The organism is Pseudomonas sp. Mn2068 (genome assembly GCF_049319725.1).
GTDB lineage: Bacteria > Pseudomonadota > Gammaproteobacteria > Pseudomonadales > Pseudomonadaceae > Aquipseudomonas > Aquipseudomonas gingeri.
Map to the genome: position 1 here is coordinate 230,400 of NZ_JBMOUG010000002.1, position 17,129 is coordinate 247,528.

Here is a 17,129-nt window from a genome sequence, read left to right on the forward strand (position 1 = left end):
GAAGTACCCCGGGGCTATCGCAAGACATGTGCCACATGACCCCGGGACCACGCCAACCCTTGCCGGCGCCCGGCTTGCCGGCGATAAAGCAGCGGCCGCCATCACCGGCAATCCGGGGTCCCACGGGGAATTGGTGGTCAGGTGCTGCTGGAGCAGCACCCATTCAGCAGTCGCTTCAGAAGTCGTAGCTGATGCTGGTGTAGTAGAACGCGCCCTGGGCACCTTCCGGGCTGGTGATCGAGTACTTCGGTACGCCATACAGCTGCGCGCCATCGGCCTTGTCCGGATGGGTGTCGAACAGGTTGATCGCGCCCACCGAGACCTTCACGCCCTTGTGAAAGGTGTAGGACAGATCCACGTCGGTTACCCATTGCGGGCTGAAGGTCTGGTCCAGGTTGGGGTTGGTGGCGTTGAGGCTTTTCCATTCGCCGTAGCGGCGCTGGGCGATATTGACGCCCCAGTTTTCATACAGCCAGTTGGCGCTCAGGGTCAGCTTGGTGTCCGGGGTGCCGTCTTCGATCAGCCCCTGGGTGTTGCGCCCGACAATCTGCGAACCCTTGATACTTCCGACATCGCGCAAGCCAGTGATGGTGGTGTTGGTCTTGGCAAAGCCGCTGCTCAGGTTCAGGCGGCCCCATTGCTGCAAGTCCCACTGGTAATTGCCGGTCAGCTCGATGCCGTCGGTGCGGGTGTCGGCGACGTTGGTGTAGAACGCCGCGCTCTGGATGTTGGCGTAGGGCGTGCCGGCGAAGATCGGCGTGACCACGCTGGCGGGCAACTGGTCGGAGAGGGTGATGCGGTTGTCGATGTTGATCCGGTAGGCGTCCACCGTCACCGAGGCATTGTCCACCGGGCGCCACACCAGGCCCAGGGAGTAGTTGGTCGACTCTTCGGGCTTGAGCGCCTTGCCGCCGAGTGCCTGGGCTTCCGGGCTGTTGGCGCGCAACGTACGCTGCTGCACCTCGACGTAGTTGCCGCTGCCTGGCGGTTGCTCCACTACCTGCACACTGAACGACGACATGCCGCTCTGTACCAACGATGGCGCGCGATAACCGGTGCTGGCCGTGGCGCGCGCGGCGATCTGCGGGGTGAAGTCATAGCGCAGCGACAGCTTGCCGTTGGTGGTGTCGCCAAAGTCCGAATAGTGTTCGGTACGCACCGCGACGCCGGCCTGGAATTTCTCGGTGATCTGGCCTTCGACGTCGATGTAGGCGCCCAGCACCTTGCGGTCCAGCGACGCCGCGTCGACCTGGGTGATACCTGAGTAGTACCCGGGAATCCGCCGCCCGGTAATCGGGTCGACGGTATTGAACAGCGGCCCGTTCTGCCAGCCGGCGGCTTCGCCCGCGCTCAGTTGGTAGTTCTCCTTGCGCCAGGCCAGGCCTGCCGACAGGGTCAGTGGCTTGAACAGCAGGTCGGTGGGGAAGTCGCGTACCCAGTCCAGGGTCAGGTTGGTCTGGTCGTTTTCGCGTTCGCCGGTATAGATCTTCGACGGGCTGTCGACGCCGTAGCTGGGGTTGATCGCATTGCGGTCGGTGGATTTGAGCGTGTTGTCGCCGTGGTTCAGCGCCAGGTCGAACTTGCCCAGTCGTTCGTTCTCGAAGCGCAGGCCGCCGGTGACGGCATAGTCTTCCAGGCCGTAGCGGGTGATTGGCAGGCGGCCGTCCGGATAGCGTTGCAACGCGGTACTGCCGTAGTTGTTGCGCAAGGCCGTGGGCGGGTCGAAGAAGCCCTCGGCGTCGGTGTTCTTGTGGGAGTAGGTGGCGAACCCGTAGGCGGTCAGGCCTTCGCCGACCCCGATCTCGCTGTTGGCCACGAAATTGTACTGGTCCGATATATTGCCCGAACCCCAACGCCAGGTGCGGTAGCGGTTGTTCTGCTCGCGAGGCGTGTTGACGCTGGTATCGCCGGGGTAAAAGATCCGGTTGTCGGGGTTGGTGTCACTGGCGGGGTCCTGGCTGCCGGCGTCGAAACTCAAGGTAAGGAAACCGTCGTTGGGCAGCGTGAAACCTTTCCAGCCGCTGAGCTTGCGCTGGATGCCGTCGCCCTTGTCGTAGCCGCCGTAACGATAACCCAGGTTGCCGCCGTCATCGTTTTCCTTGAGCACGATGTTGATCACCCCGGCAATCGCATCGGAGCCGTATTGGGCGGCGGCACCATCGCGCAGGATCTCCACGCGCTGGATCGCGCTCAACGGGATCAGGCTCAAGTCCACCGCTGCCGCGCCACGACCATTGACCAAGCTCTGGCGGGTGATGTTGGCGCTGCTGTGGCGGCGCTTGCCGTTGACCAGCACCAGCACCTGGTCCGAGGCCAGGCCACGCAGCGATGCCCCCTGGGCGATGGAGCCGGCAAACGCACCTTGGGGCGACTGCGGGAAGTTGAACGATGGCGACAAGGCGGTCAGGGCGCCGGACAGGTCGGTGGCACCAGTCTGCTGCAACTGCTCGCCGTACAGTACATCCACCGGTGCCGCGCTTTGCAGGGCGGTCAGGTCGCTGCGGCGTGTGCCGAGCACCACCACGGTATCCAGGTGATCGTTTTTCGCGGTGGGCTGGTTGTCATCCGCGGCAAATACAGGCACGGCAAGGCTGCCCATGACCAGCGCGATGGCGCCGGCCAACGGAGTACGTCGGAACATAAAAGAGGTCCTTTCAGGAAATTACCCACCTTGTAGGAGCCCGGCTTGTGTGGGAGCGGGCTTGCCCACGAAGCTTTTAGCGGCCTCAAGGGCCCTGTCGCCGGCAAGCCGGGCTCCTGCAAGGTGAGGTGGCGTTGTTTGTGGTGGGGTCAGAAGCGGCTGGTCACGCTCAGGCCCACGGTGCGCGGGTCGCCATAGGTGATCACGTATTGGCCCAGGCCACCGTTCGGCCGGCCATGGACCTGGTAGCGGCGGTCGGTGAGGTTGTTGACGAAGCCGGTGACGCTGAGTTTTTCGTCGGCGCTGTACCAGGTCAGGCGGCTGTTGGCCAAGGTGTAGTGAGGCTGGCTCAGGTCCTTGTCGGCACTGCTCTGGCGGTCGGCCAGGAAGTACTCCTTGTCGCGAAAGCTCACATCGGCCCCGGCCACCAGCTTGCCGCCGATTTCCAGCGGGATGGTGTAGTCGCCGCCGAGGGACACCACGTTGCGCGGCGAACGCACGAAGCTGTTGCCGCTGTAGTCACCGGTGACCGCACCGGTGTTGGGGTTGGTGTTCTTGAAGTCGGTGTATTCGGTATCGAGGAAGGAAACCGCCGCGCGCAGGTGCAGGTAGTCGGTGGGCTGGCCTTCCAGCTCCAGTTCGGCGCCCTTGACCTTGCCCTTGGCGCCGTTGGTCAGCGCGGTGGTCAGCACGCCGTTGTTGACCGTGAGCAGGTTCACCTGAATATCCGAATAGTCGTAGTAGAAGATGTTCGCGTTGGCCGTGAGGCGACGGTTGAACCACTCGGACTTCACGCCGAACTCGTAGGCGTCGAGTTGTTCCGGGTCCACCGTGGTCAACTGCGACAGGCTGGTCGACAGCCCGGTGTTGAAGCCGCCGGAACGGAAGCCATGGGCGTAGCGCAAGAACACTCGCACATTGTCGTTGATGCGGTATTCCGGGGTCAGGTCGTAGGTCCAGGCTTCCCAGGTCTTGTCTTCCTGGCGATTGCCGTTGGTGCCGACGCCGGCCAGGGGAATCAGCGGGCCGTTGGCGGTGGCACGGGTCAGCTGGGTAAGGCTGAGGTCGATATCTTTCTTTTCCTGGGTCCAGCGCAGGCCGCCGGTGACGCTGAAATTGTCGGTGAAGTCGTAGGTCAGGTTGCCGAACAGCGCATAGCTGTCGGTCTTGTGGTCGTAGCTCAGGTCACGAAAATCGGTGGCGCCGTTGACCTGGTTGGAGCCGGTGCCGTTGGGTGTCGGCCCGGGGGCGATGAACCGTCCGGCGCTGCTGTCCAGATCCTCGTGGAAATAGTGCGCACCGGCCAGCCAGCGCAGGGTTTCCTGCTGGGGCGAGGCCAGGCGGATTTCCTGGGAGTACTGGGTGTATTTGTTGTCGGCGGTGGCGGTGCCGTTGACCTCGTATGGCGTGTAGTCGGCGTCGCTGCTGGACTGGCCGCGAATGTAGTCATAGGCGCTGATGGACGTCAGGGTGTAGTCGCCCAGGTGCCAGTTGAGGGTCAGTGAGGTGCCGTCGTGGTTGAGTTTGGAATCGTCATCGACGTTCAGGGCGATATTGCGTCCGGCCGGCCGCTGGTAACCCACGTTGTAATAGCGGCCCAGGGTCAACGCGCCGTTGGCGCCGTCGCCCTTGAACTCGCGGCTGTGGATCTTCCACAGCGCATCCAGGTCATCGTTGAGCTGGGCGAAGAATTGCAGGCGCACGGCCTTTTTGTTGACGTCGCCGTAGGTGTGATCGTCCACCAGGTTTTTCTGGAAGCCATCGCGTTCTTCGGAATACAGCGAGATCCGTGCCGCGAGTTTTTCATCCACCAGGGTGCCGCCGAGGGCACCGCTGAGTATGCGTTCGTTCTTGCTGCCAAAGCCGATGGTGCCGAAACCGTCGGTGTCGAAGGTCGGTTTCTTCGAGATGATATTCACCGCGCCTGCCGTGGTGTTCTTGCCGTACAGCGTGCCCTGCGGCCCGCGCAGGATTTCTATGCGCTCCAGGTCCCACAGCGGCCCGCCACCGGCAATCGGTGCATTCAGGTACACGTCATCGGCGTAGATACCCACCGGGTACACCGTAGCCGCGCCGGTGTCGCCGGTCCCCAGTCCGCGGATATACCAGCGCGGCCGGCCGTCGCCGTCGGGGTTCTTGGCCGATGCGTTGGGAATGAAGGTCGTGATATCGCCCATCGAGCGCACGCCGTCCTCCACGATATGGGTGCCCTGGACCGCCGATACCGCCACCGGAACCTCTTGAAGGGTTTGCTCGCGGTGCTGTGCGGTGACGGTCACGGTCTTGAGCGATGGCTCGGTTTTGCTGGTGTCGTTTTCAGCGGCGTCGGCGGCCAGCAACTGCTCGCTGGCGGCCCCCCCGGCGAGCAGTAAAGCGAGCCACAGGCCGCTGGTGATCGGATTGATTTTATGCATTGCAGTCTCCCCCGGAAAAGTGTCCTTGAAGGGGGTAGAGCAGAGATCGTGCCAAGAGAATTTCAAGACCGATACAGTGATGTAAGTGTATGAAAGTAAACAGATAAATTATTTATTTTGGGCGCGTCTCACCGAGAAATCCACGGCGCCCGCAGGCTGTGAAAATCACCTGTCGAAGATTCAGCAGAAGTTGCTTGGAGGGTGCTGCTGGAGCAGCAAGGGGAGTGTTGACCTGGCAACACTTCAGGGGCTGATATACCCGGCCCTTGCAGGAGCCCGGCTTGCCGGCGATGGCGTTCTTGAAGACGCTATCGCCGGCAAGCCGGGCTCCTGCAGGTCGTGGGCAGGGTTAAACGGCGACGCGGGAAGTGGAACCGATGACTTTTTCCAGCACGCTGAAATCGATCCAGTCGCGCACGTCAAAGCGCCGGGGAATGAAGTCCCAGCGATGCAGGAAGTCGGTGAAATCCTGCAGGGCTTCAATCGAACGCGAATCGAGGGTGGTGCGCAGGCGGCGGTGCGCATCTTCGCCGTAGGCCGCCGTCACCCAGTACTCGCTGGTATTGAGTTCCTTGGCGAGAAAGCGCCGGGTCTCGTCCGGGTTGGCCCAGGCCCATTGCTCGGTGCGCAGCACGGTATCGACGATCTTCACGCTGGCGTCGAAATGTTCCCGCAGCAGATTGATGTCCACGGTGAGGGTACGCGGCGTGCCGTTGTTGGAACGGATCAGCGGGTCCGGGTGCGAGCCGGTGTCCACCACCACATGAAGGCCGAACTCGTTGGCCAGGTGGACAGCGTGCGCGCCCTTGAGAAAGATCGCGTCGATATCGCCACGCAGCAGGCCGATCAGTTCGTTGTTGCGCCGACTGAAACGGCTGACGCCCAGGCTGACTTCGGGGCCATAGACATAGGAGGTCTGGTTGTCGCTGTAGGTGCCACCGTAGGGGTAGTCCACCAGTTCCACATCGGCCACGTTCAAGCCTTCCAGCCTGAGTGCGTTTTCCAGGCCGCGCAGGGCCTGGGCGCGGGTAAAATCGATTTGCACGTTGGCCCATTTCGGCAGGCCGAAGCGCCGGTTCTTCAGGTCGCGCACGCTCTTCACACCGCTTTCGGCGGTGGTCAGGATCAGTTGCACTTCATCGCTCCACGACAGCCCCAGCACGCGGGTTTCGACGCCGCTGGAATAGGCCCAGATCGCCGGGATATTGCCGCCGTGGCGTACCGAGTTCTGCAGGTGATGATCATAGTGGGCTTCGCGAACTTCCCGCTCCGTGGATTCGCGCAACGATTGGATATTGGTGCCATAGGGCAGGAAGGCTTCGGCGAGTCGCCCGGACTGCACCGCAATGCCGAGCCCGGTGGGGACCGGGCTGTGGGTGTACCAGAGAGTATCGAGTGGTTTGCTCATAAGGGTCTTCGTTCGGATCCATGAAGCCTGGCGGGTCAGCCTGCCAGCGCGGTTTTGCCGTTGAGCAGCGCGTTCAACGGTCGTGCATCAATCCATTCACGCACATCGAAGCTTTGCGGGATAAAGCGCCAGCGGTGCAGGAAATGGGTGAAATCCTGCAGGGCGGCAATCGCCTGTTCATCCAGTTCGGTACGCAGGCGCAGGTGTGCATCGTCGCCATAGGCCGCGGTTACCCAATACTCGCTGCTGTTGGTTTCCCGGGCCAGGTAGCGCCGGGTGTCTTCCGGGTGGGTGTGGGCCCACTGCTCGGCACGCAGTACCGAGTCGAGGATGCCGGTGGCCACGTCGAAATGGTTTTCCAGCAGGTTCAGGTCCACCGCGAGGGTGCGCGGAGTGCCGTTGTTGCTGCGGATCAGCGGGTCGGGATGGGAGCCGGTGTCGATCACCGTGTGCAAGCCGAAATCATGGGCGTGCTGCGCCGCGCTGGCGCCCTTGAGGAAGATCGCATCGACCTCGCCGCGCAACAGGCCGATCAGTTCCAGGTTGCGTTCACTCGTGCGTGCATTGACCGGCGTGCCGGCCACGTTGCGCACGGCGTTGTCGCTGAAGGTGCCGCCATACCGGAAGTTCCCGAGCTTCACATCGCCGACCTTCAGGCCTTCCAGCGACAGCGCGTTTTCCAGCCCGCGCAATGCCTGGGCGCGGGTGAAATCGATCTGCGCACCGGCCCAGTCCGGCAGGCCGAAGGTGCGGCCCTTGAGGTCCTTGACGGTCTTGATGCCGCTGTCCTGGCGGGTCAGGATCAGTTGCACTTCGTCCGCCCAGGACAGGCCGATCACCCGGGTTTCGCGACCCTGGGCGCGGGCCCAGATCGCCGGGATATTGCCGCCATGGCGGACCGAATTCTGCAGGGTATGATCGAAGTGCGACTCGCGCACCGCCTTGTCATTCGATTCGCGCAGCGACTGCACTTCGGTGCCCAGGGCGCCGACGGTGTCCTGCAGCCAGCCTTTCTGCACGGCGATACCCAGGCCGGTGGGCACGGGACAGCGGGTGTACCAGAGGGTGTCGAGAGGTTGTGTCATCGAGGATTCTCCCCAGCGTTCAGGCGCTGGCTTTCAACGGTTGGATGGCCGGGCGTCGGTGCACCAGCGGCAGGACTTCCTGGCCGATGCGCAGGGCTTCTTCGAGGTGCGGGTTGCCGGCGAGGATGAAGGTCGAGAAACCGGCGTCGCGGTATTCCACCAGGCGCTCGGCGATGTTTTCGTGGCTGCCCACCAGGCCGACGGTCGGGCCCGGCTTGGCCTTGGCAAAGCCGGCCCAGAGATTGGGGCCGATGATCAGGTCGTCGAAGCGGTCGACGTTCTGGTGGTAGGCGGTTTGCCGCGCGGCGCCCACCGAATCGGAGCCGCTGGTGAAACCCTTGGCGACGACGCTGGTCCTGCCTTCAAGCTTGTCGAACTGGCGGCGCAGGTCTTTCCAGGCCAGCTCCTCGGTCTCGCGGGCGAACAGGTCGACCCGCAGGCCGAACCGCACGCTGCGTCCCTGTTTGTCGGCAAGCTCGCGCACGCGATCGATATGCGGCTTGAGCTTGTCGATGGGCTCGGCCCAGTTCAGGTAGACATCGGCGTGCCTGGCGGCGACGCCCAGCGCGGCATCGGAGAACCCGGAGAAATACACCCCCGGCTTGCGCTCGTGCTGCAGGCCGGCGGGCAGGCTGCCGTTTTCCAGCTGGTAGATATCGCCGGCGTAGGAGAATTTTTCGTTCTCCCACAGGCCCTGGATGATGTCGAGGAACTCGCCGGTGCGCTTGTAGCGCAGGTCATGTTCGAGGAAGTCGCCGTTGGCGCGCTGGCTGGCGGGGTTGCCGCCGGTGATGATGTTCCACTCCAGGCGGCCACGGCTGAGATTCTGCAGGATCGCCGCCTGCTGCGCGGCGTAGGCGGGCAGGGTCCAGGTGGCCTGGAAGGCGATCAGGAACTTGATGCGCCGGGTTTCCCGGGCCAGCGCGGCGGCGGCAATCCATGGCTCGGGGCCGGTGGGCAGCAGGGCGCCTTCAAAACCGGCGAGCTCGGCGGCCTTGGCCACCTGAGCGATGTAGTCGATGTAGGTGAAGTCGTCGGGTTCGCCGTTGGGCAAGCGTCCCGGAGCGATATGACCGGGGCGGTAGTCGGGGTTGCCACGGTTGTGTTTGTCGGTGGTCAGCTGCGGGCCGTCGGTGCCCAGCGGCAGGCGCCAGAAAAATTCAGTGCTCATGGATGCTCCTGATTCAGTCGTGCAAGGTGCGTGGACCTGATGGCAGGGGTGGTTGCAACGCCCATGCCATGGGGCGGGGCCCAATGGCTACGGGGGCTTGCGCATGCGGGAAGGAGACGGGTGCTGCTGTAGCAGCACCCGCCCAGCAGTCGATGCTGAGCGTGCAGCAGGCCCTTGCAGGCGCCGGCAAGCCGGCTCCTACGGGGATAGGGCGCTCGGCTCGTGGCTGCGCGCGCTGCGCAGGTAGGTCTGGTACAGCGCGGCATACGGTCCGTCCTTGTCCATCAACTGCTGATGCGCGCCCAGTTCCACCACCTGCCCATGGCGTACCACCGCGATCCGGTCGGCATCGCGGATCGTCGCCAGCCGATGCGCGATGATGATCGCCGTACGTCCCTCGCACAGCCGGCGCAACGCCCGCTGGATGCGTCGTTCGGTATGAATGTCCACCGCCGAAGTCGCCTCGTCCAGCACCAGCACCGCCGGGTCCGCCAGGTACGCGCGCACCAGGCATACCAACTGCCGCTGGCCGTGGCTCAGATGCGCGCCCAGCGGGCCAACCTCCGTGTGGTACTGGTGAGGCAGGCGCTCCAGCACTTCATCGGCGCCCAGTTCGCGGGCGGCGGCGATCAGGGTGGCATCGTCGGCTTCGGGGGCGGCGAGGCGCAGGTTGTCGAGAATGCTGCCGCTGAACAGCACGTTGTCCTGCAACACCACGCCGACATGGCGACGCAGGGTATGTTGCGTCAGCTCGCGTACGTCGATGCCGTCGAGACGGATTGCACCGGTCTGCACTTCGTAGAAGCGCGTTAGCAATTGCACCAGGGTGCTCTTGCCATGGCCGGACGGGCCCACGATCGCCAGCACTTCACCCGCCGGGATATGCAGGTTCAGGCCGTTGATGACCGGGGCTTGCCCGTAGCTGAACAGCACCTGGTCAAAATGCACTTCGCCACGCGCCCGTTCCAGGGGCCGGGGGCCGCTGCTGTCGACGATCTGCGGCGAGGTATCGAGCAGCAGGAAAATCCGCTGTGCCGACGCCGAGCCCGTGGCGTAGCGCTCAAACAGGTCCGACAGCTCCTGCAACGGTCCCAGGAACAAAAACACATAGAACAGGCTTTCCGCGACCTGGCCGACACTGACCTCGCCCGCCGCCAGGCCATACGCGCCCACCAGCAGCAACAGCGCGATTCCCGCCGAACTGAGCAGCGCGGTAAACGGTGCGAACCACGATGAGCGCAAGCTGCCGCGAATCAGCGCCTGGTTGAAATCCTCCAGCAACTGGCGATAGCGCCGCAGGTTCGGTGCCTCGTGGGCACACTGTTGCAGCAGGCGCGCACCACTGACGCTTTCCACCAGGTGCGCGGTAAAGCGGCTGCGGTTTTCCGCGACCCTGGCCCAGTTGCGCTGGGAGATGCGCTTGAAACTCCAGGTGGCGAGCACCAGTAAAGGCACCGTGGCCGCCAGGCTGAGGAAGAACCGCGGGTCGATGCGCCACAGCATCACCGAGGCCAGGCCACAGCGCAGCAGGGCGCCCAGCAGTTCTGGCGGGCCCTGGATCACCAGCGGCTCGAGGGCGTCGACATCGCGGTCGACCCGGGAAATGATGCGCCCGGCGCGGGTCTGGTCGAAGTAACTGACGCTCAGGCCCTGGACATGGGCGAATACCTGCACCCGCAACGCGTTCAGCACACGGATCGCCGCGCCGCCGGCGACAAATTGCGAGACCCCGGCCAGCAGGAAACGCACCAGCCAGCTGGCCGCCAGGCCGAGGCCCAGCCACAGCACCAGGCGCTCGTCCAGCAGCCAGTGATCGGCCTGTTGGATCAATCCACGGTCGAGCAGTTCACGCACAAACCACGGCCGCAGAAAGACGCTGATCACCAGCAGTATCTCGATGCCGATCACCGCGCCAATCTGCCGACGGATCGGCCTGAGCAGTGGCAGCAAGCGCTTGAACATGCTGCGATCCAACGCCTTCTTCGCCAGCATTTCTTCGATTTCGATATCGCTCAAGGCTTTGCCTGGCAGCGGGTTAGCCATGATCGATCCCCAGCAGGTCGCGGTATTGCGCATGGGTTGATTGCAGGTCGGCGTGACGGCCCTGCGCGATGATCCTGCCGTCGGCCAGCATCAGCACGCGGTCGGCCAGCAGAATGGTCGAGAGCTTGCTGGAGATCACCAGCACCGTGGTGCCGCGCAGTTGCCGCAGGTTGTGCAGTACCTGGCGTTCGCTGATGGCGTCGAGGGCGCTGGTGGCGTCGTCCAGGCACAGGATGTCCGGCTTGCCCAGCAACGCGCGGGCCAGGCACAGGCGTTGGCGCTGGCCTCCGGACAAGGTCACGCCGCGATCGCCAAGGGGCGTTTCCAGGCCTTGGGGCAGGCGCTGCAGGACGTCTTCGGCGGCGGCGAGGTGCAGGGCCTCGCGCAGTTGTTCGTCGCTGGCCTCCGGGGCGGCAAGGCGCAGGTTGGCCGCCAGGCTACCGGCGAACAGGAAACTTTCCTGCGGCGCGACATGCACGCGCTGGCGCAGCGGGCCGAGTTGCAGGTCACGGATGTCCTGCCAGCCGCTGCTGTCCGAGCCGAGCAACAGGCGCCCGGCCGTTACATCGCTCAGGCGTGGCAACAGGCTGGCCAGCAAGCTCTTGCCGGTGCCGGTGGCGCCGACCAGCGCGACGATCTCTCCAGGCTGCAAGGTCAGCGAACAGTCATGCAGGATGTCGCGGCCCCCACCGGGGGCGGTGACGCTGACCTGTTCCAGCTTGAGCCCCAACGGGCTGGCGGGCAGGCTGGCGGCACCGCCGCGGATCGCCACCGGTGCATCCAGCAATTGCCAGATACGCTCGGCGCTGGCGCGGGCATCGGCGAAGGTCTGCATCACCCGGCCGATGCCTTCGATACGGAATACCAGGGTGGTGGCGATCAGCAGCGAGGTCACCAGTTCGCCGATCCCGAGTTGACCGGCCGCCACCAGGTGGGCGCCGTACACCAGAATCCACACATGCCCCAGCGCCACCACCGCCTGGGGCAGTGGAATGCGCGAGCTGGAATAGGCCAGAGCCTGGCGTGCCAATGCGGCGAACACCGCGACCTGATCGGCGAAGCCCTGGATACGCCGTTGCTCCAGGCCGAACGACTTGATCACCCGCACGCCGCCAATCCCTTCGCTCAGGTCCTGGTTGACCCGGTCATAGGCGCTGCCGACCGCCCGGTCCAGGCTCACCAAGCGCCCGGTCTGGCGCACGAAGATCCACAGTCCGGTGACCGTGAGCAGCAGCGGCACCAGGCCCAGCAGCGGGTCGTACCAGCCCAGCAGGCCGACGGTGGCCAGCACCACCAGCGGCGTTTCCACCAGCTGACGCCAGAAGGTGATCAGCGCATCGCGCACCTTGTCGGCATCGCGGGTGGTGCGAGTGATCATCTCGCCCATGCCGTGTTGCCAGTGATAACCCAGGTGCAGGCTCTGCACCTGGGACAGGATGCGTTCGCGCAGGCGCGTCAGCAGTTCCTGGCTGATCACCAGCGACAACACGCTGGCGACGTATTGCAGCAGGCCGCGGCCGAACGCCACGGCGAGCATCAGCCCGAGCCAGTACCAACCGAGGCTGGCGTCCAGGCTGCCGTCAGGATGGTGGACGACGGCGCGTCCGGCGCTGACGTCGTTCACCGCATGGCCGATCAGCCATTGTTGCCAGACCAGCCCCAGGTTGATGGCCACGTACAGCGCCGCCACCAGGGTGAATCGCCAGGGCATTTCCCTGTAGATCGCCAGGCTGCGTAGAAGGGGGTGTTGTTCGATCATGAAAAGCTCGTCAGCCATACACGGGGAATGGGCCGCGCACGGCCCGTATTGCTTATTTGCGGGTGGCACCCTGGGTTTCCCGGGCGTTGAGAATCGCGGTGTACTCGCCCGGGTCCACGCCGTTGAGGTAGTAGTTGCCCACGTGGTGCAGGCGCCAGCGGATCGGATCGTGGGTGGTATGCACCCGGGCATTGCGCCAGAAGCGATCCAGGTTCCACTTGCTCAACGATGAACTGGCCCCCAGCAGCGAGAAAATATCGCTGGAGATCTTCAGCGAGGCGCTGTCGGAATGCGCACGGGCGGTCGCCACCGAGAGGATCAACTCGTCCTGCAGTTCCTTGTTGTCGGGGTCTTGCTCATGGGCATCGAACACCCGCGCCGCGTCGCGCAACAGCGATTCGGCAGCGCGCAGGCTCACGGCGTATTCGCCGATCTGCTTGATGATGTGCGGCTCTTCATTGGCGTGGTCGACCCCGCTTTCCACCCATGGCCGCGCGTTGTGCTTGAGGTAATCCACCGCGGCCGACAACGCGCCGGCGGCGATACCTGTATCGATGGCCGCATGAAGAATCTGCGGGAAGGTCAGTCCGGTGCGTTTCATCGGGCCTTTGCGCCATGAAACGAAGTCTTCATCCAGGACGACATTGTCGAAAATCACTGTGCCGCTGACCGAGTTTTTCTGGCCGAAGGCTTCCCAGTCATCCACCAGCGTCAGGCCCGGTGTATTGCGATTGAGCAGCACGCCCGCGCCGCCGTCGTCCGAGGCGGCCGTGAGCGAGATCCATTCGGCGAGGTAGGAACCGGTGGAGTAGAACTTGCTGCCATTGAGTACCAGGGCGCCGTCTTCACGACGTTCGACGCGGGTCTTCAGCGCGAACTTGTTCTTGCCCCCGACCTCGGCCAGGGCGTTGCCGAAACGCTTGCCGGCCAGTACGTCGCTGACCAGTCGATCACGCACCGCGTCCGGATAACCGTTGAAAATCCCCCGCAGCATCACGTTATGGATCTGCAGCAACTGTCCGACGCCGCCATCGGCCTCCGAGATCAGGCGTACGGTTTCGACGATGGTCTGCACCGACGCGCCGAGCCCGCCGAAGGCCTTGGGCACACCGATGGCGGTCAGGCCGCTTTCCGATAACAGCTGAGCCTGGCGCCAGGGCAACTGGCCGTTCTGCTGGCTGTCGGCGGCGATGCTGGCGATCTCCACGGCGATTTCCCTGGCGGCCGCGATGGCCTCGGTCTCGCTCGGCAGATGGCGTACGGGCGCCTGTTCGAATGTAGTCATGGTTCAGTCCTTGGTTTGCGTAGGGCAGTGAAAAGGGCCTTGAGCAAGTTCTGCGCCAACGCCAGAACCCCCACTGCACAGGGCTCTCGGTGAGCGGGGTGCTGCTGGGGAAGCAGTGCTTGCCGGGGACTGCTGAAGGAGCAGCAGTGCTGCTGGCAGGCCAGCAGCCGTCTTCCAGGTGTTGGCTCGGAACCCTTGTAAACCGGGGCTTCTGGCGATTGGCACGGCCTCTGCAATACCCCCATGGACTGCCTTGCCCAATTCAATGGAGCTGACCATGACCCTTTCCGCTGTCCTGCCCACGCCTGAGCTTGAGCAGATCTGGTTTACCCGGTGCCCGGTGCCGACCGCCTCCGGCATCGCCTACAAACTGGGGTGGTTGACCGAGGAGTTCGCCCCCGATGGCCTGCCGGTGTCCACCCTGCAGGAGGCCCGCCAGCTGGGTCGTCATCATTACGATCACGACCTGCCGGGGCTGTTTCGCGAGGGCGGTAATGTGCCGGCCCTGGCCGCCCGCGCCGCCGGTGCGCCGAGCCGCCTGATCGGCCTGACCTGGATCGAGGAATGGCAGACCATCCTGGTCCGGCCGGACTCCGGCATCACCCGCCCCGAAGACTTGCGAGGCAAGCGCCTGGCCTTGCCGGCCTGGGGCGACAACCGTCCCGGCAGCATCGCTCGGGCCATGAGCCTGCACGGCTACAAGGGCGCGCTGAGCCTGGCCGGCCTGGGCTTTGATGATGTGGAACTGGTGGAAGTGGCGTTGCAGGACCAGGAGCTGGCGGCCGATCCGCGCCAGGGCTTGCAGCGCCTGTGGTCCGGCCTGGATTACCTGGTGCATGGCGAGGTCGACGCGGTGTACGTCAAGGGCGCCTCGGCGGCCGACGCGGCACGGCGCCTGGGGCTGGTGGTGGGCATTGACCTGGACCTGATCGCCGAGCCGCGCTACCGCATCAACAACGGCACGCCGCGGCCGATCACCGTCCACCAGAGCCTGCTGGATAACCACTTCGACCTGGTGGTGCGCTTTCTCGCGCAGACCCTCAACGCCGCCGACTGGGCGGCGAACAATCGCGACGGCCTGAACGCGATTCTCGAAGAAGAAACCCGTGCCGGCAGTGCCGGCGTGGCCGAGGCCTATCGCGGCGATTTCCATACCACCCTGGCGCCGGACCTGTCGGCCCAGCGCCTGGACTTCCTTGGTGTACAGAAGGATTTCCTCTACCTGCACGGCTTCCTGGAACGTGATTTTGCCATCGCCGACTGGGTCGACCCGCGTCCCCTGCAAGCTGCCCATGAACTGCTGGCCAAGCGCCGCGCCTGAACCTGGAGAACTCCCATGACTGCCATTGTCCACGCCCAACCGATCAGCCAAGAACTGCAGGCCTTTGTCGACAAGGTGCTGCTGGAAGCCGAAGAAGCCTTCACCGTATTCCGCGAAACCAACACCATCACCGCCAATGGCACCGTCGGCTTTATCGAGCGGGTGCCGGGTCAGGAACTACTGGTATCGGTCAACTACGGCGGCCCGTGGAATTACCGCAAGCCGCTGCAAGCCACCGTCACCGACTTTGCCGGCAATGTCATTCTCGGCAAGGGCAAGGGCGGCCTGGGACGCTACACCAAGCTGTTCCAGCAGCACGCGGATGTGACCACCGTGTCCCACGTGCATTCGCCATACCTTGGCGCCTGGGCCCAGACCCACCGCACCTTGCCGTTCCACTACGTACCGGTGCAACGCTACCAGCTGGCCCGGGAACTGCCGGTGTACATCGACCGCCGCCAGCAGGAGGTGGATTTCATCCTCGACAAGATCGCCGAAAACCCCTTCAACCTGGCGATCCTCGAAGCCAACGGCGGCTCCACCGTGTGGGGCAAGCAAGGGCTGCGGGCCACCGCGGAATTCATCCTGTTGCTGGAGGAGGGCGCACAGCTGCAATTGCTCGCGGATGCCCTCGGTGGTTCCCGCCCTTATGGTCCGGGCGTGTTGACCCAGCAGTGGAAAATGAGCGGCCTGTTCGAGCAAGCCACGGAGTTGGGCCTGGTGCCGGCTATCGACCGGCGCAACTAGTTCCGCCTGCGGGGGCCGGTCAACCGGCTCCCACGGGGGTATCGGCTTACTTCAAGGACGTTTCTCATGGCTGTGAAAATTCTCTGGTACCTCACTACGCCCGACGGCCCCTATCCATGGGAACCGGAAGGACGCTGGAAAACCGATTTCCAGCATCTCAAGCAGCTTGCCGTCGCCAGCGATCGCCTGGGTTACTACGGTTCGCTGCTCGGCTCCAGCCCCAATGAAAGCCTGGCGGTGGCGGCTTCGCTGATCGACGCGACCCAGCGCCTGCGCTTTCTCGTGGCCCAGCACCCGGGCGAGCTGTCGCCGGCGGTCCTGGCCAAATGGGCACTGACCTTTGACCAGTTCTCCAACGGTCGCCTGCTGTTCAATGTGGTCAACGGCAACGATGCCGGCCTGGCGACGCTGGGCGTGCACTATCCCCATGACGAGCGTTATGCGTTCAGCCTGGAATACTGGCGGGCGTTCCAGGGGTTCTATGCCGGCGACACCCGCGGTTATGACGGCCAGTACGTCAAGCTCGCGCCACGTGCGCCGGGCGCGGCCGGCCATCCCCTGGGAGGGTGGCATCCGCCTTGCCAGAAACCCGACATCCCACTGTGGGGTGCCGGTACGTCGGGGCCGGGCGTGGAGCATTCGGTGCAATTGCTCGACGTGTACCTGAGTTTCGCCAATACGCCACCGAAGCTCGGGGACAAGTTCCGCAAGGTCGCCGCCGAAGCGGCGAAGATCGGTCGTGAACTGACCTTCGGCACCCGCCTGCAAATCATCGTGCGCGAGACCGAGGAAGAGGCCTGGGCCCACGCCGAAAAACTGCTGCAACGCACTTCGCTGCAAACCGCGCGCAATGCCATCGAGCGCCAGTTGCCACCCGGCGTGAGCTTCGACGACTTCCACAGCGACGACCCGCAGACCCAGCGCAACGTCGAGACCATCCGCGCCGGGCGCCTGCCGACCGCGCGTGAGCTGGAGATCTACCCCAACGTCTGGCTCGGCCCCAGCCTGTTCGGTTTCAACATCCTCGGCCCCGCCGCCGGCACCTACCTGGTGGGCAGCGCCGAACAGGTCGCCGAACGCATTCGCGAGTACGAGGCCCAGGGCACCTCGGCCTTTATCCTGTCCGGTTTCCCGCTGATCGATGAAGCCCACCGCGTGGCCGATCTGTTGTTCCCGTTGCTGGAGCTGGACCATGGCTTCGATGTGCCGCGCCTGGGAGTGACGCAGAAGACCACGCAGCGCGAAGAGGCATGAA

General features: G+C 64.4%; 11 protein-coding genes. 3 read left to right on the forward strand and 8 right to left on the reverse strand.

Features of this window, described 5'->3' with window-relative positions:
* Positions 1–175: 175 nt before the first annotated feature.
* The 8 genes from ACL9RJ_RS05700 to ACL9RJ_RS05735 form a co-directional block, all read right to left on the reverse strand.
* Positions 176–2,641 (reverse strand): TonB-dependent receptor plug domain-containing protein, encoded by a 2,466-nt coding sequence (locus ACL9RJ_RS05700; protein ID WP_422764997.1) that lies wholly within the window; start codon positions 2,639–2,641, stop codon positions 176–178.
* Positions 2,642–2,790: 149 nt separating this feature from the next.
* The gene (locus ACL9RJ_RS05705) at positions 2,791–5,055 is read right to left on the reverse strand and encodes a TonB-dependent receptor (protein WP_017128103.1); all 2,265 of its coding nucleotides are present in this window, start codon (positions 5,053–5,055) and stop codon (positions 2,791–2,793) included.
* A 349-nt stretch (positions 5,056–5,404) separates the two neighbouring features.
* Positions 5,405–6,463, reverse strand: coding sequence for an ABC transporter substrate-binding protein (locus ACL9RJ_RS05710; RefSeq protein ID WP_017128104.1), 1,059 nt, complete (start codon positions 6,461–6,463; stop codon positions 5,405–5,407).
* Between the two features lie 35 nt (positions 6,464–6,498).
* Entirely contained in the window at positions 6,499–7,548 is a 1,050-nt protein-coding gene (locus tag ACL9RJ_RS05715; protein WP_017128105.1) for an ABC transporter substrate-binding protein, read from the reverse strand.
* A 19-nt stretch (positions 7,549–7,567) separates the two neighbouring features.
* Positions 7,568–8,719: an LLM class flavin-dependent oxidoreductase gene (locus ACL9RJ_RS05720; protein ID WP_017128106.1), complete on the reverse strand. Its 1,152-nt coding sequence runs from the start codon at positions 8,717–8,719 to the stop codon at positions 7,568–7,570.
* 198 nt (positions 8,720–8,917) lie between these two features.
* Complete coding sequence (locus ACL9RJ_RS05725; RefSeq protein ID WP_422764999.1) at positions 8,918–10,762, reverse strand: ABC transporter ATP-binding protein; 1,845 nt, start codon at positions 10,760–10,762, stop codon at positions 8,918–8,920.
* Positions 10,755–12,521 carry an ABC transporter ATP-binding protein gene (locus ACL9RJ_RS05730; RefSeq protein WP_017128108.1) on the reverse strand — a complete coding sequence of 589 codons (1,767 nt, stop codon included), beginning with the start codon at positions 12,519–12,521 and terminating at the stop codon, positions 10,755–10,757. The genes ACL9RJ_RS05725 and ACL9RJ_RS05730 overlap by 8 nt, the downstream gene beginning before the upstream one ends.
* Before the next feature lie 52 nt (positions 12,522–12,573).
* Complete coding sequence (locus ACL9RJ_RS05735) at positions 12,574–13,806, reverse strand: acyl-CoA dehydrogenase family protein (RefSeq protein WP_177106282.1); 1,233 nt, start codon at positions 13,804–13,806, stop codon at positions 12,574–12,576.
* A 277-nt stretch (positions 13,807–14,083) separates the two neighbouring features.
* Here ACL9RJ_RS05735 and ACL9RJ_RS05740 point away from each other — a divergent pair, with 277 nt between their 5' ends.
* The 3 genes from ACL9RJ_RS05740 (at position 14,084) to ACL9RJ_RS05750 (ending at position 17,128) form a co-directional block, all read left to right on the forward strand.
* Complete coding sequence (locus ACL9RJ_RS05740; protein ID WP_422765000.1) at positions 14,084–15,127, forward strand: ABC transporter substrate-binding protein; 1,044 nt, start codon at positions 14,084–14,086, stop codon at positions 15,125–15,127.
* A 15-nt stretch (positions 15,128–15,142) separates the two neighbouring features.
* Positions 15,143–15,874 carry a class II aldolase/adducin family protein gene (locus ACL9RJ_RS05745; protein ID WP_017128111.1) on the forward strand — a complete coding sequence of 244 codons (732 nt, stop codon included), beginning with the start codon at positions 15,143–15,145 and terminating at the stop codon, positions 15,872–15,874.
* A 66-nt stretch (positions 15,875–15,940) separates the two neighbouring features.
* Positions 15,941–17,128 (forward strand): LLM class flavin-dependent oxidoreductase, encoded by a 1,188-nt coding sequence (locus tag ACL9RJ_RS05750; RefSeq protein WP_103033014.1) that lies wholly within the window; start codon positions 15,941–15,943, stop codon positions 17,126–17,128.
* The last annotated feature ends 1 nt before the right edge of the window (position 17,129 follow it).